Annotated in this window: 12 protein-coding genes; 5 read left to right on the top strand and 7 right to left on the bottom strand. The window is 68.7% G+C overall.

Annotated elements, in window-relative coordinates:
* Positions 1–170: 170 nt before the first annotated feature.
* The 3 genes from G4D86_RS02350 to G4D86_RS02340 all read right to left on the bottom strand — a co-directional run bounded on the left by G4D86_RS02350 (position 171) and on the right by G4D86_RS02340 (position 4,283).
* Positions 171–779 carry a nucleoside/nucleotide kinase family protein gene (locus G4D86_RS02350; RefSeq protein ID WP_163988893.1) on the bottom strand — a complete coding sequence of 203 codons (609 nt, stop codon included), beginning with the start codon at positions 777–779 and terminating at the stop codon, positions 171–173.
* Between the two features lie 9 nt (positions 780–788).
* Complete coding sequence (locus tag G4D86_RS02345; protein ID WP_163988891.1) at positions 789–2,393, bottom strand: vitamin B12-dependent ribonucleotide reductase; 1,605 nt, start codon at positions 2,391–2,393, stop codon at positions 789–791.
* A 207-nt stretch (positions 2,394–2,600) separates the two neighbouring features.
* The gene (locus G4D86_RS02340) at positions 2,601–4,283 is read right to left on the bottom strand and encodes an Ig-like domain-containing protein (protein WP_205519431.1); all 1,683 of its coding nucleotides are present in this window, start codon (positions 4,281–4,283) and stop codon (positions 2,601–2,603) included.
* Positions 4,284–5,266: 983 nt separating this feature from the next.
* Here G4D86_RS02340 and G4D86_RS02335 point away from each other — a divergent pair.
* Positions 5,267–7,021 (top strand): hypothetical protein, encoded by a 1,755-nt coding sequence (locus G4D86_RS02335; protein ID WP_163988889.1) that lies wholly within the window; start codon positions 5,267–5,269, stop codon positions 7,019–7,021.
* On the opposite strand, the gene G4D86_RS02330 is transcribed toward G4D86_RS02335, so the two are convergent.
* On the bottom strand, positions 7,011–7,814 hold the full coding sequence (locus G4D86_RS02330; RefSeq protein ID WP_163988887.1) for a hypothetical protein: 804 nt from the start codon (positions 7,812–7,814) through the stop codon (positions 7,011–7,013). The two genes, G4D86_RS02335 and G4D86_RS02330, sit on opposite strands and share 11 nt — an antisense overlap.
* On the opposite strand from G4D86_RS02330, the gene G4D86_RS02325 reads away from it, so the two are divergent.
* Entirely contained in the window at positions 7,779–13,622 is a 5,844-nt protein-coding gene (locus tag G4D86_RS02325; protein ID WP_338050584.1) for an AAA family ATPase, read from the top strand. The two genes, G4D86_RS02330 and G4D86_RS02325, sit on opposite strands and share 36 nt — an antisense overlap.
* 21 nt (positions 13,623–13,643) lie before the next feature.
* On the opposite strand, the gene G4D86_RS52535 is transcribed toward G4D86_RS02325, so the two are convergent.
* A complete protein-coding gene (locus G4D86_RS52535) occupies positions 13,644–14,945 on the bottom strand; it encodes a hypothetical protein (protein WP_240359994.1) in 1,302 nt (433 codons plus the stop codon).
* A gap of 114 nt (positions 14,946–15,059) precedes the next feature.
* On the opposite strand from G4D86_RS52535, the gene G4D86_RS02310 reads away from it, so the two are divergent.
* The 3 genes from G4D86_RS02310 to G4D86_RS02300 all read left to right on the top strand — a co-directional run bounded on the left by G4D86_RS02310 (position 15,060) and on the right by G4D86_RS02300 (position 20,300).
* A complete protein-coding gene (locus G4D86_RS02310; protein WP_163988883.1) occupies positions 15,060–17,099 on the top strand; it encodes a hypothetical protein in 2,040 nt (679 codons plus the stop codon).
* Positions 17,100–17,199: 100 nt separating this feature from the next.
* Positions 17,200–18,039 carry a hypothetical protein gene (locus G4D86_RS02305; RefSeq protein ID WP_163988881.1) on the top strand — a complete coding sequence of 280 codons (840 nt, stop codon included), beginning with the start codon at positions 17,200–17,202 and terminating at the stop codon, positions 18,037–18,039.
* Positions 18,036–20,300 (top strand): RCC1-like domain-containing protein, encoded by a 2,265-nt coding sequence (locus tag G4D86_RS02300; RefSeq protein ID WP_240359993.1) that lies wholly within the window; start codon positions 18,036–18,038, stop codon positions 20,298–20,300. Before G4D86_RS02305 ends, G4D86_RS02300 begins: the two co-directional genes overlap by 4 nt.
* Positions 20,301–20,450: 150 nt before the next feature.
* Here the strand turns inward: G4D86_RS02300 and G4D86_RS02295 are convergent, their stop codons facing one another.
* Both G4D86_RS02295 and G4D86_RS02290 read right to left on the bottom strand, forming a co-directional pair.
* Entirely contained in the window at positions 20,451–21,416 is a 966-nt protein-coding gene (locus tag G4D86_RS02295) for a DUF4253 domain-containing protein (protein ID WP_163988879.1), read from the bottom strand.
* Between the two features lie 81 nt (positions 21,417–21,497).
* Complete coding sequence (locus G4D86_RS02290; protein WP_163988877.1) at positions 21,498–22,070, bottom strand: TMEM175 family protein; 573 nt, start codon at positions 22,068–22,070, stop codon at positions 21,498–21,500.
* Positions 22,071–22,341 lie beyond the last annotated feature (271 nt).

Genomic DNA, 22,341 nt, shown 5'->3' with positions numbered 1-22,341 from the left:
CGTCGGGTGCCGTCAGGACGGCATCAACACACTGCCACGGGTCCGCCCCCTTATCTGAGCGCGTGACCGTCACGCTGCCGGTCCTCCCCTCAAGGGAGTGGAACTGCCAGTCGCTCGGTTCGTCGGCGACCAGGATGGCCGACGCTACGTGTGAGGTGGACCCCATCGGCTCAAAGGGGCAGGTGCTCGGCGATCAGCCGGTACACGTGCCCCGCAATGACCTCGGCAGGCTCCTCGGTGCGTATAAGCGCCCAGCGGTGCGTCTGGGCTGCGGCCTCGAAGCGCCGGGTGGCCTCCGCATGGGAGACCTCATCGTGGATGACGACGCTGTCGAGGCCCCTATGCCGGGCATGGGCGCGTAGCCATGACTCGCGAGGATCACACGTCGTGGCGATGACCAGATCAGGGATCGCCACTCCCGCCCGCTGGTTTGCCTCCAGGCTTTCCGCGAACGGCACATGGCGCCGGAAGGCCGCATCGGAGGGAAACCAGCGGTCCATCAGTACCACGTGCTCCGTCGCGAGCCTGAGGACATGCTCGGTGATCCAGGCACGTCCCCGGGCGAACTTCTCCACCACCTCGGCCTCTACTTCCTGCGTCGGGCGGGGCCCCGCCGCGGATAGCAGTCGTCTACTCTCTGTGGCGAAGGGGTCGAGGTCCTTCTCGACAAGACAGCGAAGGGTGACGTACGGCTGGAGAAGCTCGCTCACGCTGCGGATGAGTGTCGTCTTCCCAGTACCCTTAGGCCCATCGAAGGAGACGAAGAGGGGGCTGGCCATGGTTGCCTCCTATACACGGGAGACGGGTTGCCCCTGGCGAGAGCCGTCCCGGTAGATGGTCAGCCCCAGGCACCCCTCCTGGTGTGCCAGCCGAAGCCAGTGTTCGACGTCGGTCAGGGTGGTGTCCGGGCGGCAGTTCACTGTCTTCGTGATGCCGCCATCAATGTGCCGCTGGAAGGCGGCCTGAATGCGGATGTGCGCCTCCCCGGGCACTTCGTGTGCCGTGGGCACGAGCCAAGCAAGCTCCGCGGCCACCTCGTGCAGCGACGGCTCGCCAAGCATGGCCCGCCGCACCTGTTCCTCCCCGAGTCCCTGCTGGCTGGCCAGAAAGGACACCAGCGGGTCCACCAGTTCCAGGGGTTCCCCCATCACGGTGTACCTGCTGACGCGGCCGAACACCGGCTCGATGCCGCCCGTCGTTCCCACGAGGAGGGCGAGCGTAGCCGTCCCGGCGATGGCCACCAGGGATGCGTTGCGGCGCTGGGGCAGACCGCGGCCCTCCGCCCACGCGGGATAGGCCCCACGGATGGCCGCGAGCCGCTCCGATTCGGCCGCTGCGGCCTGCATCAGCAGGCTGCTAATGCGTTCTGCTTGTTGGATTGAGGCTGGTTCACCGTAGCGCATGCCCAGCAACGCCAGCATGTGGGCAAACCCCATGACGCCCACCCCAAGCTTGCGCGTAGCCAGGGAGTTGATGCGCAGCTGCTCAGACGGGTGGTTGTGGATGTCATGCATCCCATCGAGGAAGCGCACGCCCATGCGAGCCAACCGGATGAGACGCGCCTCATCCAGCCAGAATGCGCCACTCGGGCTGCGCTCTACGAGCTGGACGAGGTTGATGGAGCCGAGCAGGCTAGATTCATCTGCCGCCAGAGGTGCCTCGCCACAAACGTTGGTCGCGAAGGGCGCCGCCGGGTCCCTCGCCACCCGGCGTATGCGGTCGGTAAACACCACCCCGGGCTGGCCTGTGGCGTGGATGCTGCGCACCAGCCGCTGCAGCAGTTCCCTCGCCTGGAGCGTTCCCTGATCCACGGCGGCCATGAAGCTGTCGGACACCCCCAGATTGAGGTTCGTCACCTTCATCTGCCCGGCAAGCTGAAGAATGGCTTCCGCCCCCGGGTGGCCGATGTCGACGGTGGCCGCGTTGGAGGCAGGCCGCAGGCGCCCCTCTTGGTGGGCCACGGTGTACTCATCCACTTGGCGGATGAAGTCCGCCACGGAGGCGCTGTCCCGGTACATGTCGAGGGTGTACCCGACGCCGCCCATGCCATCGTGCACCTTGCTCGCCGTCTCGAGGAAGCAGGCCACATCCTGGCGCGCGTCTAGCGCGAAGCAGGCGAACAGCCGACGCTGGGGCTCCGCTGCATTCACCAGCAGGGGGCTGTTCGGTAAGAACTCGCCAGCGGTGAGTGCCGCTCGCAGCTCTTCGAGGAAGAGCGCCTCGTCTTCTTCCCTCCACATGGCCTCGGCCTGCGCGGCAAGGGCTACAACCCGCTCCACGAGTCCTGTCCACCCCTTGTCAGCATGACGGTGCAGCACCCGCTTGCTGAGGACCTGGAAGAAAGGACTGCGCTCCGGCTGGCCAGGAAGCTGTGTGCTCCTGTTGAACTCCATGCTCCTCACTCCTTCGCTGGCGCGCCTGCGCGCGTCTTCGCACCCAACGCAGCACGACAGGCCGCGCTGACAGTCAGCTTACGCCTCTAGCCACTGGTGCTGGAGGCACGCAAGGCAAGTAGCGGCACCCTCTGGTAGCTGTGTGAGGATGTCGGAGAGGAGTCCCGCATCCATCATCAGCACCTCGGGCCGATGCGCCCTTTTCGCTCAGGGAATGGTGAAGGTGTGGGTGCTGGACTTCGGGCTGATCTTGCCCTCCACATCCGTCGCCGTGGTGTGCACCGTGTGAGCCCCCGGCGCCAGCGCCGCGGCCGGAGTGAAGCTCCAGGTACCCTCGGCGGTGGCCGTGGGAGTGGCCATGCCGACGCCATCCACGAAGAGATTCACCTTGAGGCCCGCCTGCGCGGTCCCGCTGAAGGTCGGCCGGTTGCTACTCGCCACCGTGTCGGCGGCCGGAGTGAGCACCACTGGAGCCGCCTGCCGGATGCGCAGCGTGACGGAGTCGAACACCTCAACCTCCTTCCCCTCCACCGTGATCTTGCGGCTCTTGTAGGCCACCGGCGAGATGACGATGTCCATGACGATGTGACCCGAGTTGGACTTGGGGCCGAACCGCGCTTCTCGAATTGTCCACATGGACATGCCCGTGCAGCCCTCGCACCTGGGCGCGCGGTAGACGTACACCCCGCCGCCGTCAACCTGGTTCAAGTCGGTGGTGCGTGACTTCGGTACGGCCATGAACACCCGATTTCCGGTGGTGGGGATTTCCCAGACGGCGCCCAGCGGGAGTCCACTGCCGTTGTCGGCATTCCGGTCCACCGGCCGGATGGTGACGTCGAACGCGCTCCCGTCTTCGATGGCCGAGTTGACCTGGACGAGCTCTTCCTTGTTCGTCCAACCCAGCCAGTGCAGCTGCGGCAGGTTGTAGTTGTCCGACGGCATCTTGCCCATGTACGTGGTCGGGTCACTGCCATCGTCTTCGGCCCGCTCGCCATGTGCGAGGCCGAGGACGTGTCCGATCTCGTGGGCGTAGGTCCGCTGCAGCGTGTCCTCGAGGAAGATGTGGCGCGAGCCGGCGTCCGAGAAGTTGCACACCCCGTGAGGCAGCATGAACACGGTCACGAACGCGCCCGAGTTGGTGCTGGCCTTCCTGGCCCGGAGCCTCACCTTCCCGCACTTGAAGGTGCCCGGCACGTTCACGGTCTGATGACTCCCATCAAGGAGCCTCAGGCCCACCTGGTTGCGAGACGCAATGTCATAGAAGTCATACAGCTGCCGGAGGTCGGTCTTGATATCGGCTATCGAGGCGGTGGTGCGCCCCGCCTGGGTGACGCGGACGATCTTGACGGTATGTGTCGAGTTGACCGAGGCCAGTCCGCCGTTGAAGCTCTCGACGCACGTCGTCTCCTCGGGGGCGCAGGTGTAGCGTGCCGCCGACGGTCGCTGCTGGGCTTCCTCAATCCGGAAGGACCTCACGTTGTCGTTCGTGGCCGCGCCGCTGGCGTACGAGGTCTGGCACAGATTGGCGTCGGCCTGGACGGTGAGTGCCTCGCCGGTGCAGCCCGCGCCGGCATAGAGCGTCACGGTCTCCTCAGGCGCCACGCTGACGTAGGAGGCGCCCGTGCCAGCCAGGGTGACGCAGCCGTCGAGCTCCGTCCCGGGAATCACCTCGGCGGTGGCGTTGCAATGGGCGCGCACGAGGACGGAAGGGCTCGAAGCAACGAGCTGCGCACGCAGCGTGGGCCAGTTGGCGGCCGTGCAGCGTCCTGCCTGCACCTCCGCGATGAAGAACCCGTCTTCGAGCTCCGGGTAGTCATAGGTCTCGCACGCCTCCCACATCTCGCTCCAGTGCGCCCAGTCGCAGGTCCCCGCGTCGACGTATGCCTGCACGCACGCGAGCGTCTCCTCGAACCCCGGGAAGATGCGCGCCTGACTGGAGGAGACAACGGACGCCTCTGACGCTGGCGCAGGGGAGGGGGCGGGCTGCTCCTCCGCCAGGCCACCGCACCCTGCTACCAGCGCTCCGCCTATCGTGACAGCCATCACAAACAGCCTGTTCATACTTCCCCCCTGGGGACCTACGGGACCTGAATGCCGCGACCCGTCTCCGTGGAACAGCTCACGCGCCTACGTGGTGAATGGCTGGCTCGAGGAGCCGGGCGTGGGCGCGCTGCTCTCTTCGGCGCCCCGCACGCTCCTGCGCCCGAGGGCATGTCCGCGGCCCGACACCACCCCCTTCATGGCGAAGGGGGCGGTGTCCCGCCGCACCTGAGCGCGGAGGGCCAGACGGCTAGAAACAGCGGCTGTTGCAGTATGGCTCGCCATCGGGCTGCGTGCAGCAGACGTCGCCGGCATAGTCACACGCGCCGTTGAAGCAGCGCTTCACACAGCGCCCCGAGCGGTAATGGCAGGTCGTCTCGCCAGGGCAGTAGCCGGTTTCGACCTCGCAGGCGAGCCCCTGCTCGCGACTCTCGAGCGTTTCATTCGCTTCGTTCGCTCCGGCGTCATCTCTACCGCAAGCCGTGAGTCCAACAGTGCACAGCGCCACAACACACAGCAGTCGCCACATGGGAGCCTCCAGCTGGTAAGGCGGGGGAGCTGTGGATTGTGATGACAATGTTTCGGGAAGACAATCCCATCACTCCGAAACAGTGGTGGCCGCATCCTCCATCGGGACGCGAATTCCTACGTACTCGAGCAGGCACCGCGGGGCTACCGTCGACGTCGAGAGCCCCACGCGCTCCCGGCAGCAAGGAAGCTACCGCGTCGATGCACCGCGCCATCCCACCCCGCGTCCCCCTCGCCCGGCGCCGTCGTGGCCCCTCCCGTGGGAGCCGGCTGCTACGGTGTTCGCCTTTACAGGAGATACACCATTGCATTCACCCAAGAGGCATGAGGTGGGCGCCGTCTCACGGTGGCGCTCGAGCGCGGGCTGGGCGGTGGCGATGTTGCTCACGGCGGCACCCGCCGCGGCGCAGGCGCCCGACGAAGTGTCCGGCGCGGCCAGGCCCTCTTTCGTGGTGCGGGCGCTGGGGCTGACGGCGGTGGAGTATGGCCAGCAGTTCGTCGTCACCTGCGAGGAGCATGACCCGTCGCCCTTCTTCTACCCGGGTCCCGGTTGTGCCCGGGTGGAGGGGATGAGCTTCGACATCCACCGGGACAACTGGTCGTCCAACTACCTCAACTACGACGACCCGCAGGACCCCTCCAACGCGGGACTGCTCACCCGTCAGGGCTACATCTCCCTCCAGCTCGCGGACCCCACCGCCTACAAGGCCCTGGCGCTGCTCAAGGCCTACCAGGCGACCGGCAGGACTGCGTTCCTCCAGCGCTTCCGGCACGCCTTCCTGCAGCAGATTCTCGACAAACAGCTCCCCAGCACGGCCCTGGGGCTGGGCGCGGTGCAGACCTTCCAGTCGTCCTACTTCCCGGACCCGCAGCAGGACGTCACGCTGGACGCGACGGGGGCCTTCGCCAACTCCGCCACGCTGGCGGGCGGGGTGGATGGCGTGCTCGGCACCGCCGATGACGTGCTCACCTGGCGGTGGAACGGCCACGCCGGTTTCAACTTCGCCGCGCTCGCGGAGGTCCTCGCCACCTATGCGCAACTGACGGGAGACACGCACGTCCTGCCCGCCGTCGAGCGCGCCGGGCGCTTCCTGCTGCGGTTGGAGCGGCGCACCGCCACGGGTGAGCCGGAGGGAAGCTGGGCCTACGGCGTCGCGCCGGCCAACGGGTTCCCGAACCGGATGACCACCGGCATCATCGGGGTGACGCTGCTGAAGCTGTCCACGCTGCCGTCGCTGCCCGGGGCCGCCGACTTCCGGGCGGGGGCCCTGCGCGCGGCCACCTGGCTGCGGCAGCAGCCTGCCGCCGGGGTGGACCCGGTCTCCACCGGTGCCGAGCTCCGGCTCCTGCTCGCGGCGGGCGAGCAGAACGCGGCCGTCGCCGCGGCGGACGCGCTGCTGGCCCGCATGACGACGCCCGCATGGTTCTCCTGGGGAGACCACCGTTTCGAGGATGACTTGCATGCGCTGGGAGGCATCGCCAGCCCGTGGGGCACGGGAAGCCTCCAGTCGCCCTGGTTCGCCACCTACAACGTCGCCGGCCTGCTGGAGCTGGGCCGGGCCACCCGAAGCGCCCGCTACACCCTCGCCGCCACGCTGCTCGTCGGCTGGCTCGCCGACAAGATGGCCGTGGCCCGGCGCGACGAGGCTGTCGTGCACGTGCAGGACCTGTGCGGCGGACTCGTGCGCGTCCACGGAGGAGGCTGGTGGGGCCTGGTTCCCGAGACGTATGAGCCGAACACCGGCACCTACGTGGACTGGAGCGGCGCGGAGCTGCGGACGGTGCCGGGCCTCGTGCTCGACTGGGTGGCCGCGCCGGAGGTCGACCTCTCGCAGCGCTCCACCTCCTGGCTGGAGGCGCAGCGCGGACTGGACTTCGAGCGGCTGCTCCACGACCGCGTGCGCGGCGACCCGTACTACGCCCACATCAGTCAGGTGTACCCGTGGAACGGCTGGACGTTCGTGCCACGCAACCTGGGCGAGGTGAGCCCGTCCATCAACCCACTGCTGGCCGACGACGCCGCGCTGGCGCTGCTCGACTACGTCGTGCTCACCCCTTGACGTCGATGCGGGAGCGCCAGCTCCCCCACAGCGGAGGGGTGCCCGGGTAGCGGTCCTCGGACTCGGGCACCCCGAGGTGCTCCCTCAACCCGCGCCGGCCGAGGAAGGTGTTGGCGTGGTAGGCGAGCGCCTCCACCGGGTACCTCGACGCGGCGCCCTGGGGGCACGCCCACCGGGCATGGCACGTGTTGGCGCACTGCACGGATTCGGCGTGGAAGGTGCTGCACCGGTCCACGTCCCAGGTGCCCCCGGGGAAGGCCCCGCCGGGACAGGCGGAGACGCACGGCGCCGGGCAGCCGGAGCAGAGGTCCGGCCCCCCCGGAGTGCTGGCGGGCAGCACCGCGTCCACGAAACAGGCGGCTCGCAGGCCCACCCACGGTCCGTGCTCCGGATGCATCAGCAACCGGAGCCGGCTGTCGGTCCCCAACCCGGCGAGGTACCCGAGGAGCCGGAAGTCCACCTGGAAGGGCGCATCGGACGCAGCGAAGTACCACCGGCGCGCAAGGTCCCCCAGAACCGCGTCCGCCCGCTGCACCTCTCGATGCACGAAGGCCTCCAGCGGGTGGGGCTCGTGCGTGAGGCGGCGGGTGTCCCTCTCGAGGTCCGCCAGGAAGGCCCGCCACAGCGCCGCGCCCCCGTTGCCCACCACGACGATGGAGCGGGCTCCCGGCATCAACGCCTGGGACTGGCGGGCCGCTCCTACCCGAGCGTCATATCCGGCGAGGTCCGCCACGCCGAGCAGGTTCAGGCCCGAGTCATGAAGCCGGGCGCGCAGCGCATCCAGGAGGGACATGAGTCTCGGGATGATGGCATGTCGACGGCCGGAGCGCGTCACATCACCCGGTTCGAGCGGGTCTCTACAGACGTCTGCCCCCCTCTACCGCATCCGACCGGCGAGGCCCGCGGGGCCACGGCTGCAGGCGTCTTTGCGGAGGGGTGGCCCCGTGCCGACGATTACCTTGTGATGGAAGAGGGAGCGCTTCAAGTGGCCCGGCCACTGCACTTGGGCGCCGGCTACGTCGTCGTACGGGCGGACAGGGATGGGCACCCTGTCGTCGTGAAGTCTGTCCGGCCGGAGCAGGACACCCCAAGGGCCGAGGCACTCCTGCGCCATGAATATGCACTGCTCACCGCGCTGGACGTGCCCGGAGTCGTCAAGCCGCTGGCCTTGGAGACAAGCGATGGCAGGCCGGCGCTCGTCCTGGAGGACGCCGGGCCCTCCAGTCTCCAGGACAAGCTTCGTGGACGGCGCCTCGAGGTGGACACCTTTCTCGACCTGGCGGTGCAGATGGCCGCCATCGTCGCAGCCGTCCATGGACACAACGTCATTCACCGGGACCTCTGCCCGGCGAACTTCGTCCTCGGAGAAGGGACGCACCTCACCCTCGTCGACTTCGAGCTGGCCACCACGCTCACCGGCCTCTCGCAGGGGGCGGGCGTGTCAGGAGAGCTCGAGGCAACGCTCCCCTACCTGGCGCCGGAGCAGACAGGGCGGATGAAGCGCCTGGTGGACCACCGCGCGGACCTCTACTCCCTGGGCGCCACCTTCTACGAGATGCTGGTGGGGACCCCGCCCTTCGCTTCGGAGGACCCGCTGGAGGTCGTCCATGCCCACCTGGCCCGGATTCCAGCTGCGCCCGCTGAGGCGAACTCCCGGGTCCCCGGGGTGCTCTCCGACATGGTCCTCAAGCTGCTGGCCAAGATGCCCGAGTGGCGCTACCAGACGGCCGAGGCGCTCCATGCAGACCTCGTGGAGGTGCAGCGGCAGTGGCGGGCTTCGGGCAGGGTGGTGCCATTCGAGCTCGCCCGCCTCGACAGACGCGAGCTCACTCTCGGGGCCAGGCTGTACGGCCGGGAGCGAGAGCTCGCCGAGCTGACAGACGCATACGCGCGCTGCGTGGCGGGCGCCAAGGAGCTCCTCGTTGTCGAGGGGATGGCCGGCATCGGCAAGTCGGCGCTCGTGCAGGAGATACGCTCCCTGGCCGAAGCCAGGGGACGCTTCCTCTCCGGGAAGTATGACCAGCTGCGGGGGGACGTTCCCCTGGCCCCGTTCGCCGAGGCGTTCCGGGGGCTCGCGCGCGAGCTCCTGGGCGAGCCGGAGCCGGTCGCCACGGCGTGGCGGCAGCGAATCCAGGAGGCCGTCTCCCCGAATGGCCGTGTCCTCACCGAGCTCGTCCCCGAGCTCGAGCAGTTCCTCGGTGAGCAGCCGCCCCTCCCGCCGCTCGGCCCCACTGAAGCCGAAAGCCGCACCCGCCTCGTCTTCTTGTCCTTCATGCGGGCGCTGGCCACACCCGAACACCCACTCCTGCTCTTCCTCGATGACATGCAGTGGGTGGATTCGGGCTCGCTCAAGCTGCTGCGCGTGCTCGCGTTGGATTCCGACATCCGCCATCTTCTCGTCCTCGTGGCCTGGCGCAGTGAGGAGGTGGGCCTGGCGCATCCGGCAGTGCAGGCCATCCAGGCCATCCGGGAAGCAGGCATCACGGTCCATGCGCTGGAAGTCGGTCCGCTCCAGGCCGGCGCGGTGACGGCGCTGCTCTGCGATGTCCTCCACGCCTCACCGGAGCGCGCCCGCCCCCTCGGCGCCCTTCTCGTCGAGAAGACCGCCGGAAACCCCTTCTTTCTCCAAAGCTTCCTCAGGTTCCTCCAGGCAGCAGGACTCCTGGTCTTCGACATTGGCGCCGGCGTGTGGACCTGGGACCTTCCCCGGATTGCAGAGGCCCCGGTCCCCGAGAATGTGGTGGACCTCCTGGTGGCCTCCATCCGGCGCCTCCCGGACGAAACCCAGGAGGCCCTGACGGTGGCCGCCTGCCTTGGAAGTCAGTTCGACGTCGGGCTGCTGGCCAGGGTGCGGGCGCAACGCCCCGAAGATGCCGCTCGGCCGCTCTGGCTGGCCATCCGCGAAGGACTGCTCGCTCCGGTGGGCCTGGCGGCCCGCCGGGAGCAGCCAGCCCATGCAGCCGCGGGCCCTTCGGCCTCGTACCGCTTCGCGCACGACCGCGTCCAGCAGGCGGCCTACTCTCTTCTCTCCGACGACAGAAGGAAGGCCCTGCACCTCGAGATAGGGCGAAGCCTGCTGGAGGGCCGCGCCGAGGGCTGCGAGCGTCTCTTCGAGGCCGTCGACCAGCTGAACCGGGGCGCCAGCCTCCTGCGCGAGGACACGGAGCGGTTGCACCTGGCCGAGCTCAACGAGAGGGCCGCGCGCAAGGCCAAGGCCTCCTCGGCTTTCGAGGCCGCGCTCGCATACTTGCGGCACGCGCTCTGCCTTCTCCCCGCGGAGGCCTGGCACTCCCAGCACGAGCTCTCGTTCCGCCTGCACCGGGACGCGGCGGAGCTGGCCTTTCGCGTCGCGACCCCCGAGGACGCAGAGGCGCTCGTCGAGGCCGCTCTCCTGCATGCGCAGTCACGCCTCGAGAAGGTGGCTCTCCATGTCGTCCGCGTGGTTGCCTACAGCCTGCGAGCGGACTTCTCGCGGGCGCTCCAATGGGGGAATGAGGGCCTGCGTCTCTTCGGCATGGAGCTCCCCGAGCGGGACTTCGATGCGGCCATCCGAGCGGCGTTCACGGCCGTCGAGGAGCGCCTCGGGGGGCGCACGCCGGATGATCTGCTCGACGCCCCGCGGGTGCACGACGCGGAACCCGCGGCCTTGCAGCAGCTCCTCGCGGACATGATTTCCGCCGCGATTCTCTCCGACCCGAAGCTCTACACCCTCCTCGTGCTCTGGGCGGTCCGCTGCTCGCTGGAGCAGGGGCACTCGGTCATCTCCGCGCAGATGTATGCCGAATACGGCCAGATCCTCGCCAGGGTTCAAGGCGAGTATGCGAAGGCCCATGCCTTTGGCCGAATGGGTGTCGAGCTGAGCCGGAGGTTCGGGGACCGCGCGCTGGAGACCCGGACGCTCTTCGTGTTCGCCGTCTCCATGAACTCCTGGCGGGCACCGCTCCGCTCCAGCGTGCCACTCCTGCGTACGGCGATGGCGAAGGGGCTCGAGTCGGGAGAGTTTCAGTTCACGTCATACTGCCACCTGTTCTTGACCTGGACGCTCATGGCGCAAGGGACGGAGCTGGACCGCATCCTCCCAGTGGTGGAGGAGGGCATGGCGTACAGCCGCAGAACCGGCATCCGCCTGGTGAGCGAACACCTGCTCGGCTCCCGCCAGGCGATTCGCTGCCTCAAGGGTTGGACCTCGAGGCCTCGCTGCTTCGACGATGCCGAGTTCGACGAAGCGCAATTTCTTGCCTCGGTCGGGCTGAATCCGACGGTCCGCTGCATCTATGCGACCTTGCGCCTTCAGGCTTCGTATCTCCTCGGCGACCCTTCCCATGCCCTCCAGATGTCAGAGGCCGCGGCGAAGTGGATTGAGCTCGTACGGAGCTGGGTGCATGAATTCGAGCACTGCTTCTATTCCGCCCTGACGCTGGCGGCGCTGGCGGGCGGAGCTTCCCCGGACGAGGAGGCCGCCGCGTTGGCCCGGATGGCGCCGCTGGAGCAGAGGCTCCAAACCTGGGCCGGGAATTGCCCGGAGAACTTTCGCCACAAGCACCACCTCGTCGCGGCGGAGCGGGCACGGCTGGAAGGGAAACATCTGGAGGCCGAAGGCCTCTACCACCAGGCCATGGAGGGCGCGCACCGGGAGGGCTTCCTTCAGGACCAGGCCCTCGCCAACGAGCTGTGTGGCCGCTTCTACCTGGCCCGGGCACAGCCGTACGTCGCCGGCCGCTACCTCGCGGAAGCCATCGACGCCTACGCCCGGTGGGGGGCGACGGCCAAGGTCCACCTGCTCGAGGAGGAGCACGCCCAGCTCGTGGTTCCAGGCGTGCCGCGCTGGAGGACCCCGGTCACACCGGGAAGCAGGGAGGTGGGCCTCGATGTGCTCACCCTGCTGAAGGCCGCCGAGACGCTCTCCGGCGAGGTGGTGCTCGGGCGCCTCCTCGAGAAGCTCATGCGGATCTGCCTCGAGTCGGCTGGCGCGGAGCGCGGCCTCCTCGTCCTCGAGGAAGAGGGCGCGCCCGTGGTGCGGGCGGTGGTGTCCGCCACCGGGGAGGTTTCCCAGGTCCAGGTACCGCTGAGGGCGCAGCCACGGCTTCCTGTTTCCGTCGTCGAAGCCGTCTGGCGCACGGGCAGGGCCGTCGTCCTGGGCAACGCTGCTCAGGAGGGGGCATTCGTCTCGGACTCCGACGTGGCCGAGCGGGCCCTCAAGTCCGTCCTGGCCGTGCCCATCCACCGGCAGGCGCGGCGCGTGGGCGTCATCTACCTCGAGAACAATCTGGCCACCGACGCCTTCACGCCAGAGCGGGTGCGTGTCTTCGAGCTGCTCTCGTCGCACATCGCCGTCTCCCTGGAGAACAGTCTTCTCTTCGAGGAGAGGAAGCGCGCCGAGGCGACGGTGCGCTTCCTCGCCGAAGCGAGCGCCATCCTGGCCGAGTCGCTGGGCTTCGAAGCGACTCTGGCCAAGGTGGCGCGCCTGGCTGTCCCCTTCCTCGCCGACTGGTGCGTCATCGACGTGGCGGCGAATGGCAATTTCAAGCGGGTGGCGGGCTTCCACGCGGATGCGGCGAAGGAGGAAGTCCTGCGCGAGCTCGCCGCGCGCTATCCCCCCGGCTGGGACTCGCCGCAGCCGGCAGGACGGGTGTTGCGGACGGGAGAGCCACTTCTCCTGCCGGAGCTCCCGGACACGCTACTGGAGACCACCGTCCATGACGCAAAGCACGCGGAGCTCATCCGCGCGCTCGGCACGCATACGGCGATTGCGGTGCCCCTCATCGCCCATGGGCGGACGCTCGGGGCGATGACCTTCGCTTCCGCGAAGCCGGGCCGCCGCTATGGCCAGGCGGACGTGACGCTGGCCCAGGAGCTCGCCCGCCGGGCCGCCCTGGCCCTCGACAACGCCCGTCTCTATCGGGAGTCACAGGAGGCCGTCCGGCAGCGCGACGACTTCCTCACCATTGCCACGCATGAGCTCTACACACCCATGACCGCGCTGAAGCTGTCGGTGCAGGGGCTGGGCAGAGCCGCCGGCGCCGCTTCGCCCGAGGCCGTGGCTCGCACTTCCCGAAGCGCCGAGCGGCACATGCAGAGGCTGACGGGGCTCATCGACGAGCTGCTCGACGACTCGGCCATCCAGGCGGGAAACCTCCGCCTCCAGCCGGAGGAGGTGGACCTGGCGGCGGTGGCCCGGAAGGTGGCGGGGCGCTTCAGCGAGCAGCTGGCGCGGGCGGGCTGCCCGCTGTCACTCGAGGCCGAGGCTCCGGTGGTGGGCCGGTGGGACCGCAAGCGGCTGGAGCAGGTCGTGGCGCACCTGCTCTCCAACGCCCTCAAGTTTGGCGCCGGCAAGCCGATTGAAATCGTCGTGGAGGCCCGGGAGGGCACCGCGCGGCTGGTGGTGAAGGACTCCGGTATCGGCATCGCCCCGGACCGCTTGCCGTATGTCTTCGAGCGCTTCGAGCGAGCCGTCTCGGTGAAACACTACGGCGGCCTGGGGCTGGGCCTCTACATCGTGCGCGAAGTCGTCTCCGCGCTCGGCGGCACGGTGCGGGCAGAAAGTACGGAGAATGTGGGCTCCACCTTCACGGTGGAGCTGCCCCGTCCTGGACCGCACTGAGAGCACTCCCGGAAGGCTGGCTCAGAGTCCTTCGCGCAGGTTCTCCTCCGCGATGCTCGTGAGTCGTGACACGTGCTTGTGGAGCCACAAGCCGAAGGGCTGGATGCGCGCGGGAGTCGTCTTCTTGGGGAGCGCCTGCAGGCTCTCGTCGAACGGAACGACGGCGTGCTCCCCCGTCGGGGACTTCGTGCGGTGGTCAAAGGCGAAGGACCGGTCGACGTGCCACCCACCGTGGAACACGAAGAGGTTCTTCAGGTCCTCGTTCCCGGTGGCCTCGACGAGCCCGTCGATTTCGTAGATGTCGTCGGCGATCTCCAGGCAGCTCCAGCCGCCGCCCGTGACGTTGCCGCAGGGGAATGTGGGCAGGCCGTTGTCGACGGTGTTGTCCACGATCCAGGTGATGGAGCCGTACACGCGCAGGAAGTAGTCCCAGCTCGACTCGCTCTTCCTGGGCTTGAGCGCCTTCGCCCCGTTCCAGCTCCCGATGCGGTGCTTGTATTCGCGCTTGAAGATGGACAGTTGCTGGTCGAGGGAGTCCATGCGCTCGGGCTCCTTCTTCAAGTCCAACTGCTCCGCGACGAAGTGCGCCCGGGGGAAGCGCTCGTGGAGGTCCTTCAGCATCGCGATGGCCGTGTCGACGGCCGCGTAGGCGTCTTGGGGCTTCGCGAAGGAGGGGCCCTTGGGCACGGGGGACTTCTTCGGGGCGCCCTTCGGAGCCTTCGGTTCGGGATTGGGATACTTCGCATCCCGGAGATCGACCGTGCGCAGGACGAAGCCCTCCTTCTCCTTGGCGCGAATGAGCTTCTCCGCCTGCTCGATGGCTTCCTCGTGGTTGGCGGTGACTGTCTCGTTGCGATACCCCTCGATGGTCCGGTCCCCATCGACGGAGATGGCCCAACCGGTCGATGTCCCCTTCACGTACTCACGGAGCGTCACGCGCTTCTTCGTCGCGTTCCAGGGGTTGCCGTCGCGGAAGCCGAGCGTCCGGTAGCGCGCCACCAGCGCTTCGACATCTGTCGACTCCACGAGCGAGAGGAGATAGGCGCCGTTCATGGTGCCGCGGCGGACCACCGCCTGGGTCCCTCGTACTTCCACGTCGACGAAGAGGAGCGACAGCGGCTTGAAGAGCGTGAACCGCGCCTTCACGGGCGTGGTGAGCTTCAGCGCCCTGGGCTCCGGCTTGTGGAGGGTTCCATCGCTCCAGACCCGGAGCTCGCCTCCCGCCGAATAGAGCCATACCTCGTTCTTCAGTGAGAGCTGGGGATCCGAGTACCAGATGTCCTCGCCGCCATTGAGCTTCTGCAGGTGCTTCCAGTTGGGCATGGAGGGCTTCGTCGCACGGGAGTCGTGAGAGGTAAACGAAACACTCCCGCTCCTCACGCGTGCCGAAGGCAGGCGAGCTCGGCTTTCCGGTCCGGGCGCGCATAGAGTGGGCGCATGCTCCGTTCCGTCTGTGTCCTCCTGCTGGCCCTGGTGTTCTCGTCCGTGGGCTGTGGCCGCGCGGGCCCGGGGAGCGAGGAGGACGACGACGTCCCGGTCCTCACCTTTCCCGTGGGCGCGGAGGTGCTCGTGTCCGTTGGCGAGTGCCTCGTGGGCGCCCCTCCGCTGAGGGTCTGCCCGGACGAGGACGTCGAGACGCTGGTCAGCGTCTCCATGTCGGGTGACCGCATCGAGCTGGGGGAGCAACGGGTCGAGGCCGGTGCCGCGCTCATCCGCATGAGGGCGAAGGCCGAGGGAAGGGGGAAGCTCACCGTCGAATACCTCGACCCGCGCGGCACCTCCCACACCGTGGAGGCCTGGTTCCAGGCGATGACCGTCACGCAGACGCGCGTCTCGGTCCTCTGTGACGAGTTCGGCTACCGAGCCGTGCATCCGGTCCCCGCGGGCAGCCGCTTCGGCTTCGACCTCCAGGCGAGCGCTGGAGACACGTCGCTGACGGTGGGCGACCTCTCGCTGGTCGATGCGCCGGGCTTCGTGCTGAAGCAGCAGGTGGACGGGAAGGGCGAGGCCCTCGCACCCGCCGAGCCCGGAACGTACTCCTGGGCGCTCGTGGGCGGTGGCACCCTGGAGTTCCTCGTCTACGCCCCGGAGATGTTGGAGCTGACGTTGACCGAGGAGCCCGCACGCGGAAAGCAGCCGCGGGCCATCGTCCTGGGGACCACGGCGGGAGGGCACTCCGTCTGTGTTCATGCCCCCGGTGCGAAGGCGACGGTGACCGTGGCGGGGAATCAGTGTGCGCCGGTCCTGTCGGGCGTGGAGATTGCCGGCCCGCTGCCCCTCGGCCTCACGGGCCGTGCCTTCCGGTTCGAGCTGGTGGGCCGGGAGACATGCGACGTGGACGCGCGGCTCGGAGATGGGCGCGGCCTGACGCGCTCGTTCTCCGCGGGCGGCTTGGAGGAAGGCACGCCACCCGTTGTCGGGTCGGTGATTCCGGATGGGGGCACGGAGCTCGTGGCGGAGATTCCTCGCGGCGGCGAGTGTCCTGGCAGCGTCTCCGACGGAAGGTGCGAGTACCCCTGGCTCCTGGATGGGGACTGCTACATCGACTCCGACTGGCGCATCGAGCATCGCGACCCCGTCCCCGACGGAGGTGTACTGGGCGAGGACCAGGTCGTGGGGGTTGGGCTCACGACGAAGCTCCTGCTCTCGCTGGAGCTGGGCTTGTCGCCGGTGCCCATCTCCCTGGGGCCGCCGCAGAAGCTCACCTTCCAGCAGGACCCCGCGTGGGATTGGACTGTCTTTCCGCCCGGGCCGAGCGCGGGGCTGGCCCTCCAGGGCGGGACCTGCGTGGGCTCCAGGATGGTGATGACCGTGAAGCCCCTGGCCGAGGGCACGCATGGCTTGGAGTTCCACGCTGACAACCTCGACGACACGGGCGAGCTCGACATCGAAGCCCGGAAGGTGGACCGCATCGCCTATACCCTTCGCGCCGAGGCCGGGAGTCCGGCGCAGCGAGGTCCCTCAGTGGAGCTGTTCGTCCGCTCGAAGGCGACGGTGGCCGCGAGCTACACGCGCGCGAATGGCACCGTGCTCCATGGCATTGCCCCGCTGCGCGTCGCGACCGATACCCCCGAGGCCCTTTCCAGCGTGAGCGCTCCCGATGCCCTGGCCTCCGGGGCGGTGCCACACACGCTGACCGTGTCGTCTCCCCTCGGGGCGGACACCCTGACCATCCAGGTGCGAGATGCCTCGGCAATCACGGACATCCGGCGCCTGGAGGCGCAGACCCTGCCCGGGGGCACGGCGAAGTGCGTGACGGCGCTCACTCCGCTGGGAGTGGGCGGCGTGGTGATTCTCGGGCAGCCTCCCACCCGACCGCGCGTGGCGCTCAGCGGTGACTCGTTGGTGTTCAGCCGGAAGTCCTTCTCCGATGGCCTGTGTCTGGAGGGCATCGCGCCGGGAAAGTCTACCGTTCACCTCACCTGGGGCTCGGCGACCGTCGAGCGCGCGTGGACGGTCGTGCCCGCGTCACCGTGACAGCGTCATGTCCGGAGTGCTCCCATGCACCCTCCACTCTCGTATGAGGGGCATTGCTTTAGTAGTGTGGTGGCGCTTTCTCGAGCACGCGAGGGCTTCCATGGACATCCAGGCCATTCATCGTGAGGGCCGATCATCGCGGCTCGTCGCTGTTCAGCGGAGCCGCATCGTCGCCGCGCTGCTGCTGCTGGGCTTCAACACCCTGCCCCTGAAGGCCCAGGAGCAGGGGAGGGTGCAGGACCATCTGCTCTCCGCGCGCCGCCTCTACGACGACCTCGAATATGAACGCGCGCTGGAGCAACTCTCCGAAGCAAGGCGCTTCTCGAATGGTGCAGAGGACGATGCGCTCCTCTCCCTCTACGAAGGGGTCATCCTGGCGGACCTCGGTAAGCCAGACGACGCCTTCGCGGCCTTCAAGGCGGCCCTCCTCCTTCAACCCGAGGCGAAGCTGCCCGTGCTCGTCTCTCCCAAGGTGACGCAGCGATTCGAGGCCGTGCGTCAGCAGGTGAAGCTCGAGTTGGAGGCGGAGGCCCAGCGCCGGATGGCTCTCGTGCCGCCTCCCGCTACCCAGGCGCAACCGGCTGCTCCCGTCATGCAGGAGAGCGGTCATCGTGGGAGCCACTCGCGCGCGTGGCTGCCGGCCACGATTGGCGGGGGGCTGCTCGTGAGCGGTGGGGTGTCCTACCTGTTGGCCCGTAGCGAGCAGTCCAAGCTGCGCGGCAATGAAGCGAGCCTCGCCACGCTGGAAGACGCGAAGCGCAGCGCCTCGCGCGGGCGGACCTACCAGTGGGTGGGACTCAGCCTGGCGAGTGCCGGCGTGGTGGGACTGGGAATCTCCGCGGGGATGTACCTGCTGGGACAGCCCTCGAAGTCGCCGCCGCTGGGAATTGACGTGAGCACGGATGGGACGTCCGCCTTCGTGCAGGGGAGGTGGCCATGAAGGTGCACACCCATTCCATGGTGCTGGCGGCGGCGCTGGTGGCTGTCCTTGCCGGCTGTATCGACTTCGAGAAGGAGCAGAGCGACTTCTGCCTGCGGAACCCGGTGCGATGTGGCACGCAAGGGACGGGGGGCGAGGATGCGGGTACCGGAGATTCAGGCACCCTCGATGCTGGGCAGGTGGACGCCGGTAGCACCGCTGACTCGGGTACGCCGGGTGGCGGGGACGCCGGTCCGACTTTGTCCGGTCCTCGCCTGTCCGGTGGCTATCACTTCAGCCTGGTGCTGAAGGCGGACGGCACGGTCTGGGGCTGGGGAGAAAACAGGTCCGGCCAGCTGGGTGATGGGACGAATGCAGAGCGAACGGCGCTGACGCGGGTTTCCGGCCTCACCGACGTGGTGGCCCTGGCTGCGGGAGATTCCCACTCGCTGGCGCTGAAGGCGGACGGCACGGTCTGGTCATGGGGCTCCCAGACGGGACACGAATTGGGGCCGGCGCAGGTGCCCGGCCTCACGGGCGTGACCGCTTTGGCTGCGGGCGACAGCTACTCGCTGGCGTTGACAGCCGACGGCACCGTCCAGGCCTGGGGCGCAAACACCAACGGCCAGTTGGGCGATGGAACCACCACAGAGCGCCCGACGGCTGCCCAGGTGCCCGGCCTCACAGGCGTGACAGCCCTGGCTGCGGGCCGCCACTCACTGGCATTGAAGTCGGACGGCACTGTGTGGGCCTGGGGCGACAACACATATGGGCAGCTGGGCGATGGGACAAAAACCAGGCGCCTGACGCCCACGCAGGTGCCTGGCCTCACCGGTGTGGTGGCCCTGGTCGCGAGCTACACCCACTCGCTGGCATTGAAGTCGGACGGCGCTGTGTGGGCCTGGGGTGACAACACATATGGGCAGCTGGGCGATGGGACGACCACCCAGCGTCTGACACCCACGCAGGTGCCCGGCCTCACCGGTGTGGTAGCCCTGGCTGCGGGCTACGGCCACTCGCTGGCCCTGAAGGCCGACGGCACCGTCTGGGCCTGGGGCGACAACTCCAGCGGCGAGGTGGGCGATGGGACAAGAACCAGGCGCCTGACGCCCACGCAGGTGCCTGGCCTCACCGGTGTGGTGGCCCTGGCTGCGGGCGAAGGCCACTCGCTGGCGTTGAAGGCGGACGGCACCGTCTGGGCTTGGGGCTTCGCCCCATCCATCTACGTCACTCCAAGTCCCTCCCAGTTCACGGACTGCCAGGAAACGGCTGCGGGCGAAGGCCACTCGCTGGCACTCAAGGTCGATGCCACGGTCTGGGCCTGGGGTGACAACACATATGGGCAGCTGGGCGATGGGACGGCCACCCAGCGTTCGACGCCGACGCAGGTGCCTGGCCTCACCGGTATGGTGGCCCTGGCCGCGGGCTACACCCACTCGCTGGCGTTGAAGTCGGACGGCACTGTGTGGGCCTGGGGCGACAATGTCCAAGGTCAGCTGGGTGATGGGACGACCACCCGGCGTCTGATTCCCACGCAGGTGCCTGGCCTCATCGGTGTGGTGGCCCTGGCTGCGGGCTACAACTGCACGCTGGCGTTGAAGTCGGACGGCACTGTGTGGGCCTGGGGCTCCTGCGGGCTGGAAAATGTGACGCCCACCCAGAGTCTGACACCCACGCAGGTGCCCGGCCTCACCGATGTGGTAGCCCTGTCCACAAGCGAAGAGCACACGCTGGCGTTGAAGGCGGACGGCACCGTCTGGGCCTGGGGCAGCAACTCCTACGGCGAGCTGGGCGATGGGACGACCACTCTGCGTCTGGCACCCACGCAGGTGCCCGGCCTCACCGGGGTGGTGGCCCTGGCCGCAGGCTCCCACTTCTCGCTGGTGGCGAAGTCGGACGGTACCGCCTGGGCCTGGGGCGCCGACGGCCTGGTCGATGCGCCGCCCTACCGGCATCTGACACCCACGCAGGTGCCCGGCCCCACCGGCGTGGTGGCCGTGGCGGCGGGCTTCGCCCAATCGCTGGCGCTGAATGCGGACGGCACCGTCTGGGCCTGGGGCAACAACCGCGACGGCCGGCTGGGCGGTTATACGACGCCCGACGGTAAGCTGTGGCCCTCGCAGGTACCTGGCCTCAGCAGGGTGGCCGCCTTGGCTGCGGGCAAAGAACACCAGCTGGCGTTGAAGGCAGACGGCACCGTGTGGGGTTGGGGCTACAACTATGCCGGCCAGTTGGGAACAGGTAGCTCGGACAGGCGACTGTCCCCGGGGCAAGTCTGGTGAGTTGCTGAAGGCTGGCGATGTCGTAGCGGAGGCTTCCCGGCCCGCTCGGGCTCCAGCCGCGTCGCCGGGGCTGGAACCCGTCGCTGCTGGGGTTGGCCATCTCCGCGGCCCGGAAGCGGCGCTCGTTCGCCGGCCGGTAGACGGCGGCCTTCAGTCCCACCAGAGGTACCACGTGGTGGACTGCATCAGCGCGTCGGCCTCCTGCTCGGCCGTGCCCTTCTCCGAGGGTTGCAGCGCCAGGTGCTCGTGCGCGAGGGCCAGCGCGGCGGCCCGGTCCTTCGGGGCCCGGTCCACCACCCACTCGACGGTGGCCGGGCGGACGGAGGCGACGCGGGCGCCGTAGCGCTCCTCCCAGCGGCGCGACATGGCTGCCACCTTCACCAGGGAAGGTGTGGACTCTCCCGCCTGCATGAGGACCGGTAGATAGGCCAGCGTCTTCCACGCGGCATCGGTGGGCACGAGCGCCACGCGCACGCGCTCATGGGGCTCGCCGGACAGCGGCTCGAGCACGGCCTCCAGCGACGTGCGGGCCGCGCGCGCCTCCTCCTCGTCGCCACCGTCCGACGCGGCGGCGCGGGCCTTCGCGAGCAGGGCCTCCACGTCCAGGCGCTCGGCGTGCGCCAGCACCGTCGGAGGGTCATCCATCGGGTCCTCGTGCATGGGCAGCCCGATGTCGTTCGGGGAGACCTCCCTCGGCAGCTCGTCACGGTACTGCTGCCACGCGAGCGGCATCGCCAGCAGCTCACTCTCATCGCCGCCGAGGAGCACGGGGCGGTAGCCGGTGCGGGACGCCCGGGCATCCAACATGTGCCACAGCCGCTCCGCCTTCTCGCCGGGCACGTCCACCCAGAGGACGCCGTAGCCCTCCGGGTAGAGCGCATGCAGCGGCCCCAGCCCCAGGCCCTCGAGCGCCTCGGGCGTGGGCACCTCCGGGACAAGCTTGCGCAGGGCTTCGAAGCCCTGGGCATCCAGCTCGGGGCTGTGCAGGCGGGCCCGCAGCGCCCGGGGACGCATCTCCTCGAGGACGGAGGCGAGCGCCTCCCCCTCCGTGGGGGTTTCCACCTGGGCCCCCACCGCCAGCGACGGGTCCAGCAGCCGTGCCTCCCGCAGGGACAACTGGCGGAGCCGGTCGGTGGAGGAATGTCCGCATGCCGGGCTACTCCAGAACCACCAGCTTCGAATGAAGCGGGGCGCGCCTCACTGCAGCTGCGCCTCGATGCGGCGGTCCGGCACGAGCCAGAGCAGGGCGCCGGTGGCGTAGAGCACACAGGCGAGCCACGGACGTACGAACGCGAGCGCCACTGCCGTGGCGTACAGCGCACTGGACAGCCGGGTCTTGCGACCGCGGCCCAGCGCCGTGACGAGCGCCGTGTCGTTCGCGTTCGCCTTCAGGATTTCGCGATGCAGCAGGGGCCAGGCGAGCGAGGCCAGCAGCAGCACGACGCCATAGGTGGCCACCGGCCAGACCGCGAAGTGGTTCTCTCCCATCCACGCCGTCGTGAAGGGAAAGAGCGAGATCCAGAAGAGCAGGTGAAGGTTCGCCCAGAGCACGCGCCCGTTGATGCGGTGGGTCGCGTGCAGCAGGTGGTGGTGGTTGTTCCAGTAGATGCCCACGTAGATGAAGCTGAGCACGTAGCTGAGCAGTACGGGCAGCAGGGGTCGCAGCGCCTCGAGCGTGTCGCCGTGCGGCACCTTCAGCTCCAGCACCATGATGGTGATGATGATGGCGAGCACCCCATCGCTGAACGCCTCGAGACGACCCTTGCCCATCTCACCTCCGAAGTGCCTCAGGAGGCCTTGACCCTAGCGCAGCACGGGTCTCACCGCGGGCACCTTGTTCGCGGCGCCCGCCGGTCAGCAATGTCCCCGAGGAATCACCGGAAAAACCTTCCTCGGCTTCGAGCGTAGAAATCGAGACACGAGGAGAGGACACGATGAACTCCCGACGAAGCCTGGTGATTGCGACACTGATGGTGGCAACGAACCCCGCGCTGGCCGCGAGCGCGGTCGCCATGGCCGACGACATGACGTACGGCTACAG

It is taken from the genome of Pyxidicoccus caerfyrddinensis (assembly GCF_010894405.1).
Taxonomy (GTDB): Bacteria; Myxococcota; Myxococcia; order Myxococcales; family Myxococcaceae; genus Myxococcus; species Myxococcus caerfyrddinensis.
This window is presented reverse-complemented; position numbering and strand designations above follow the sequence as displayed.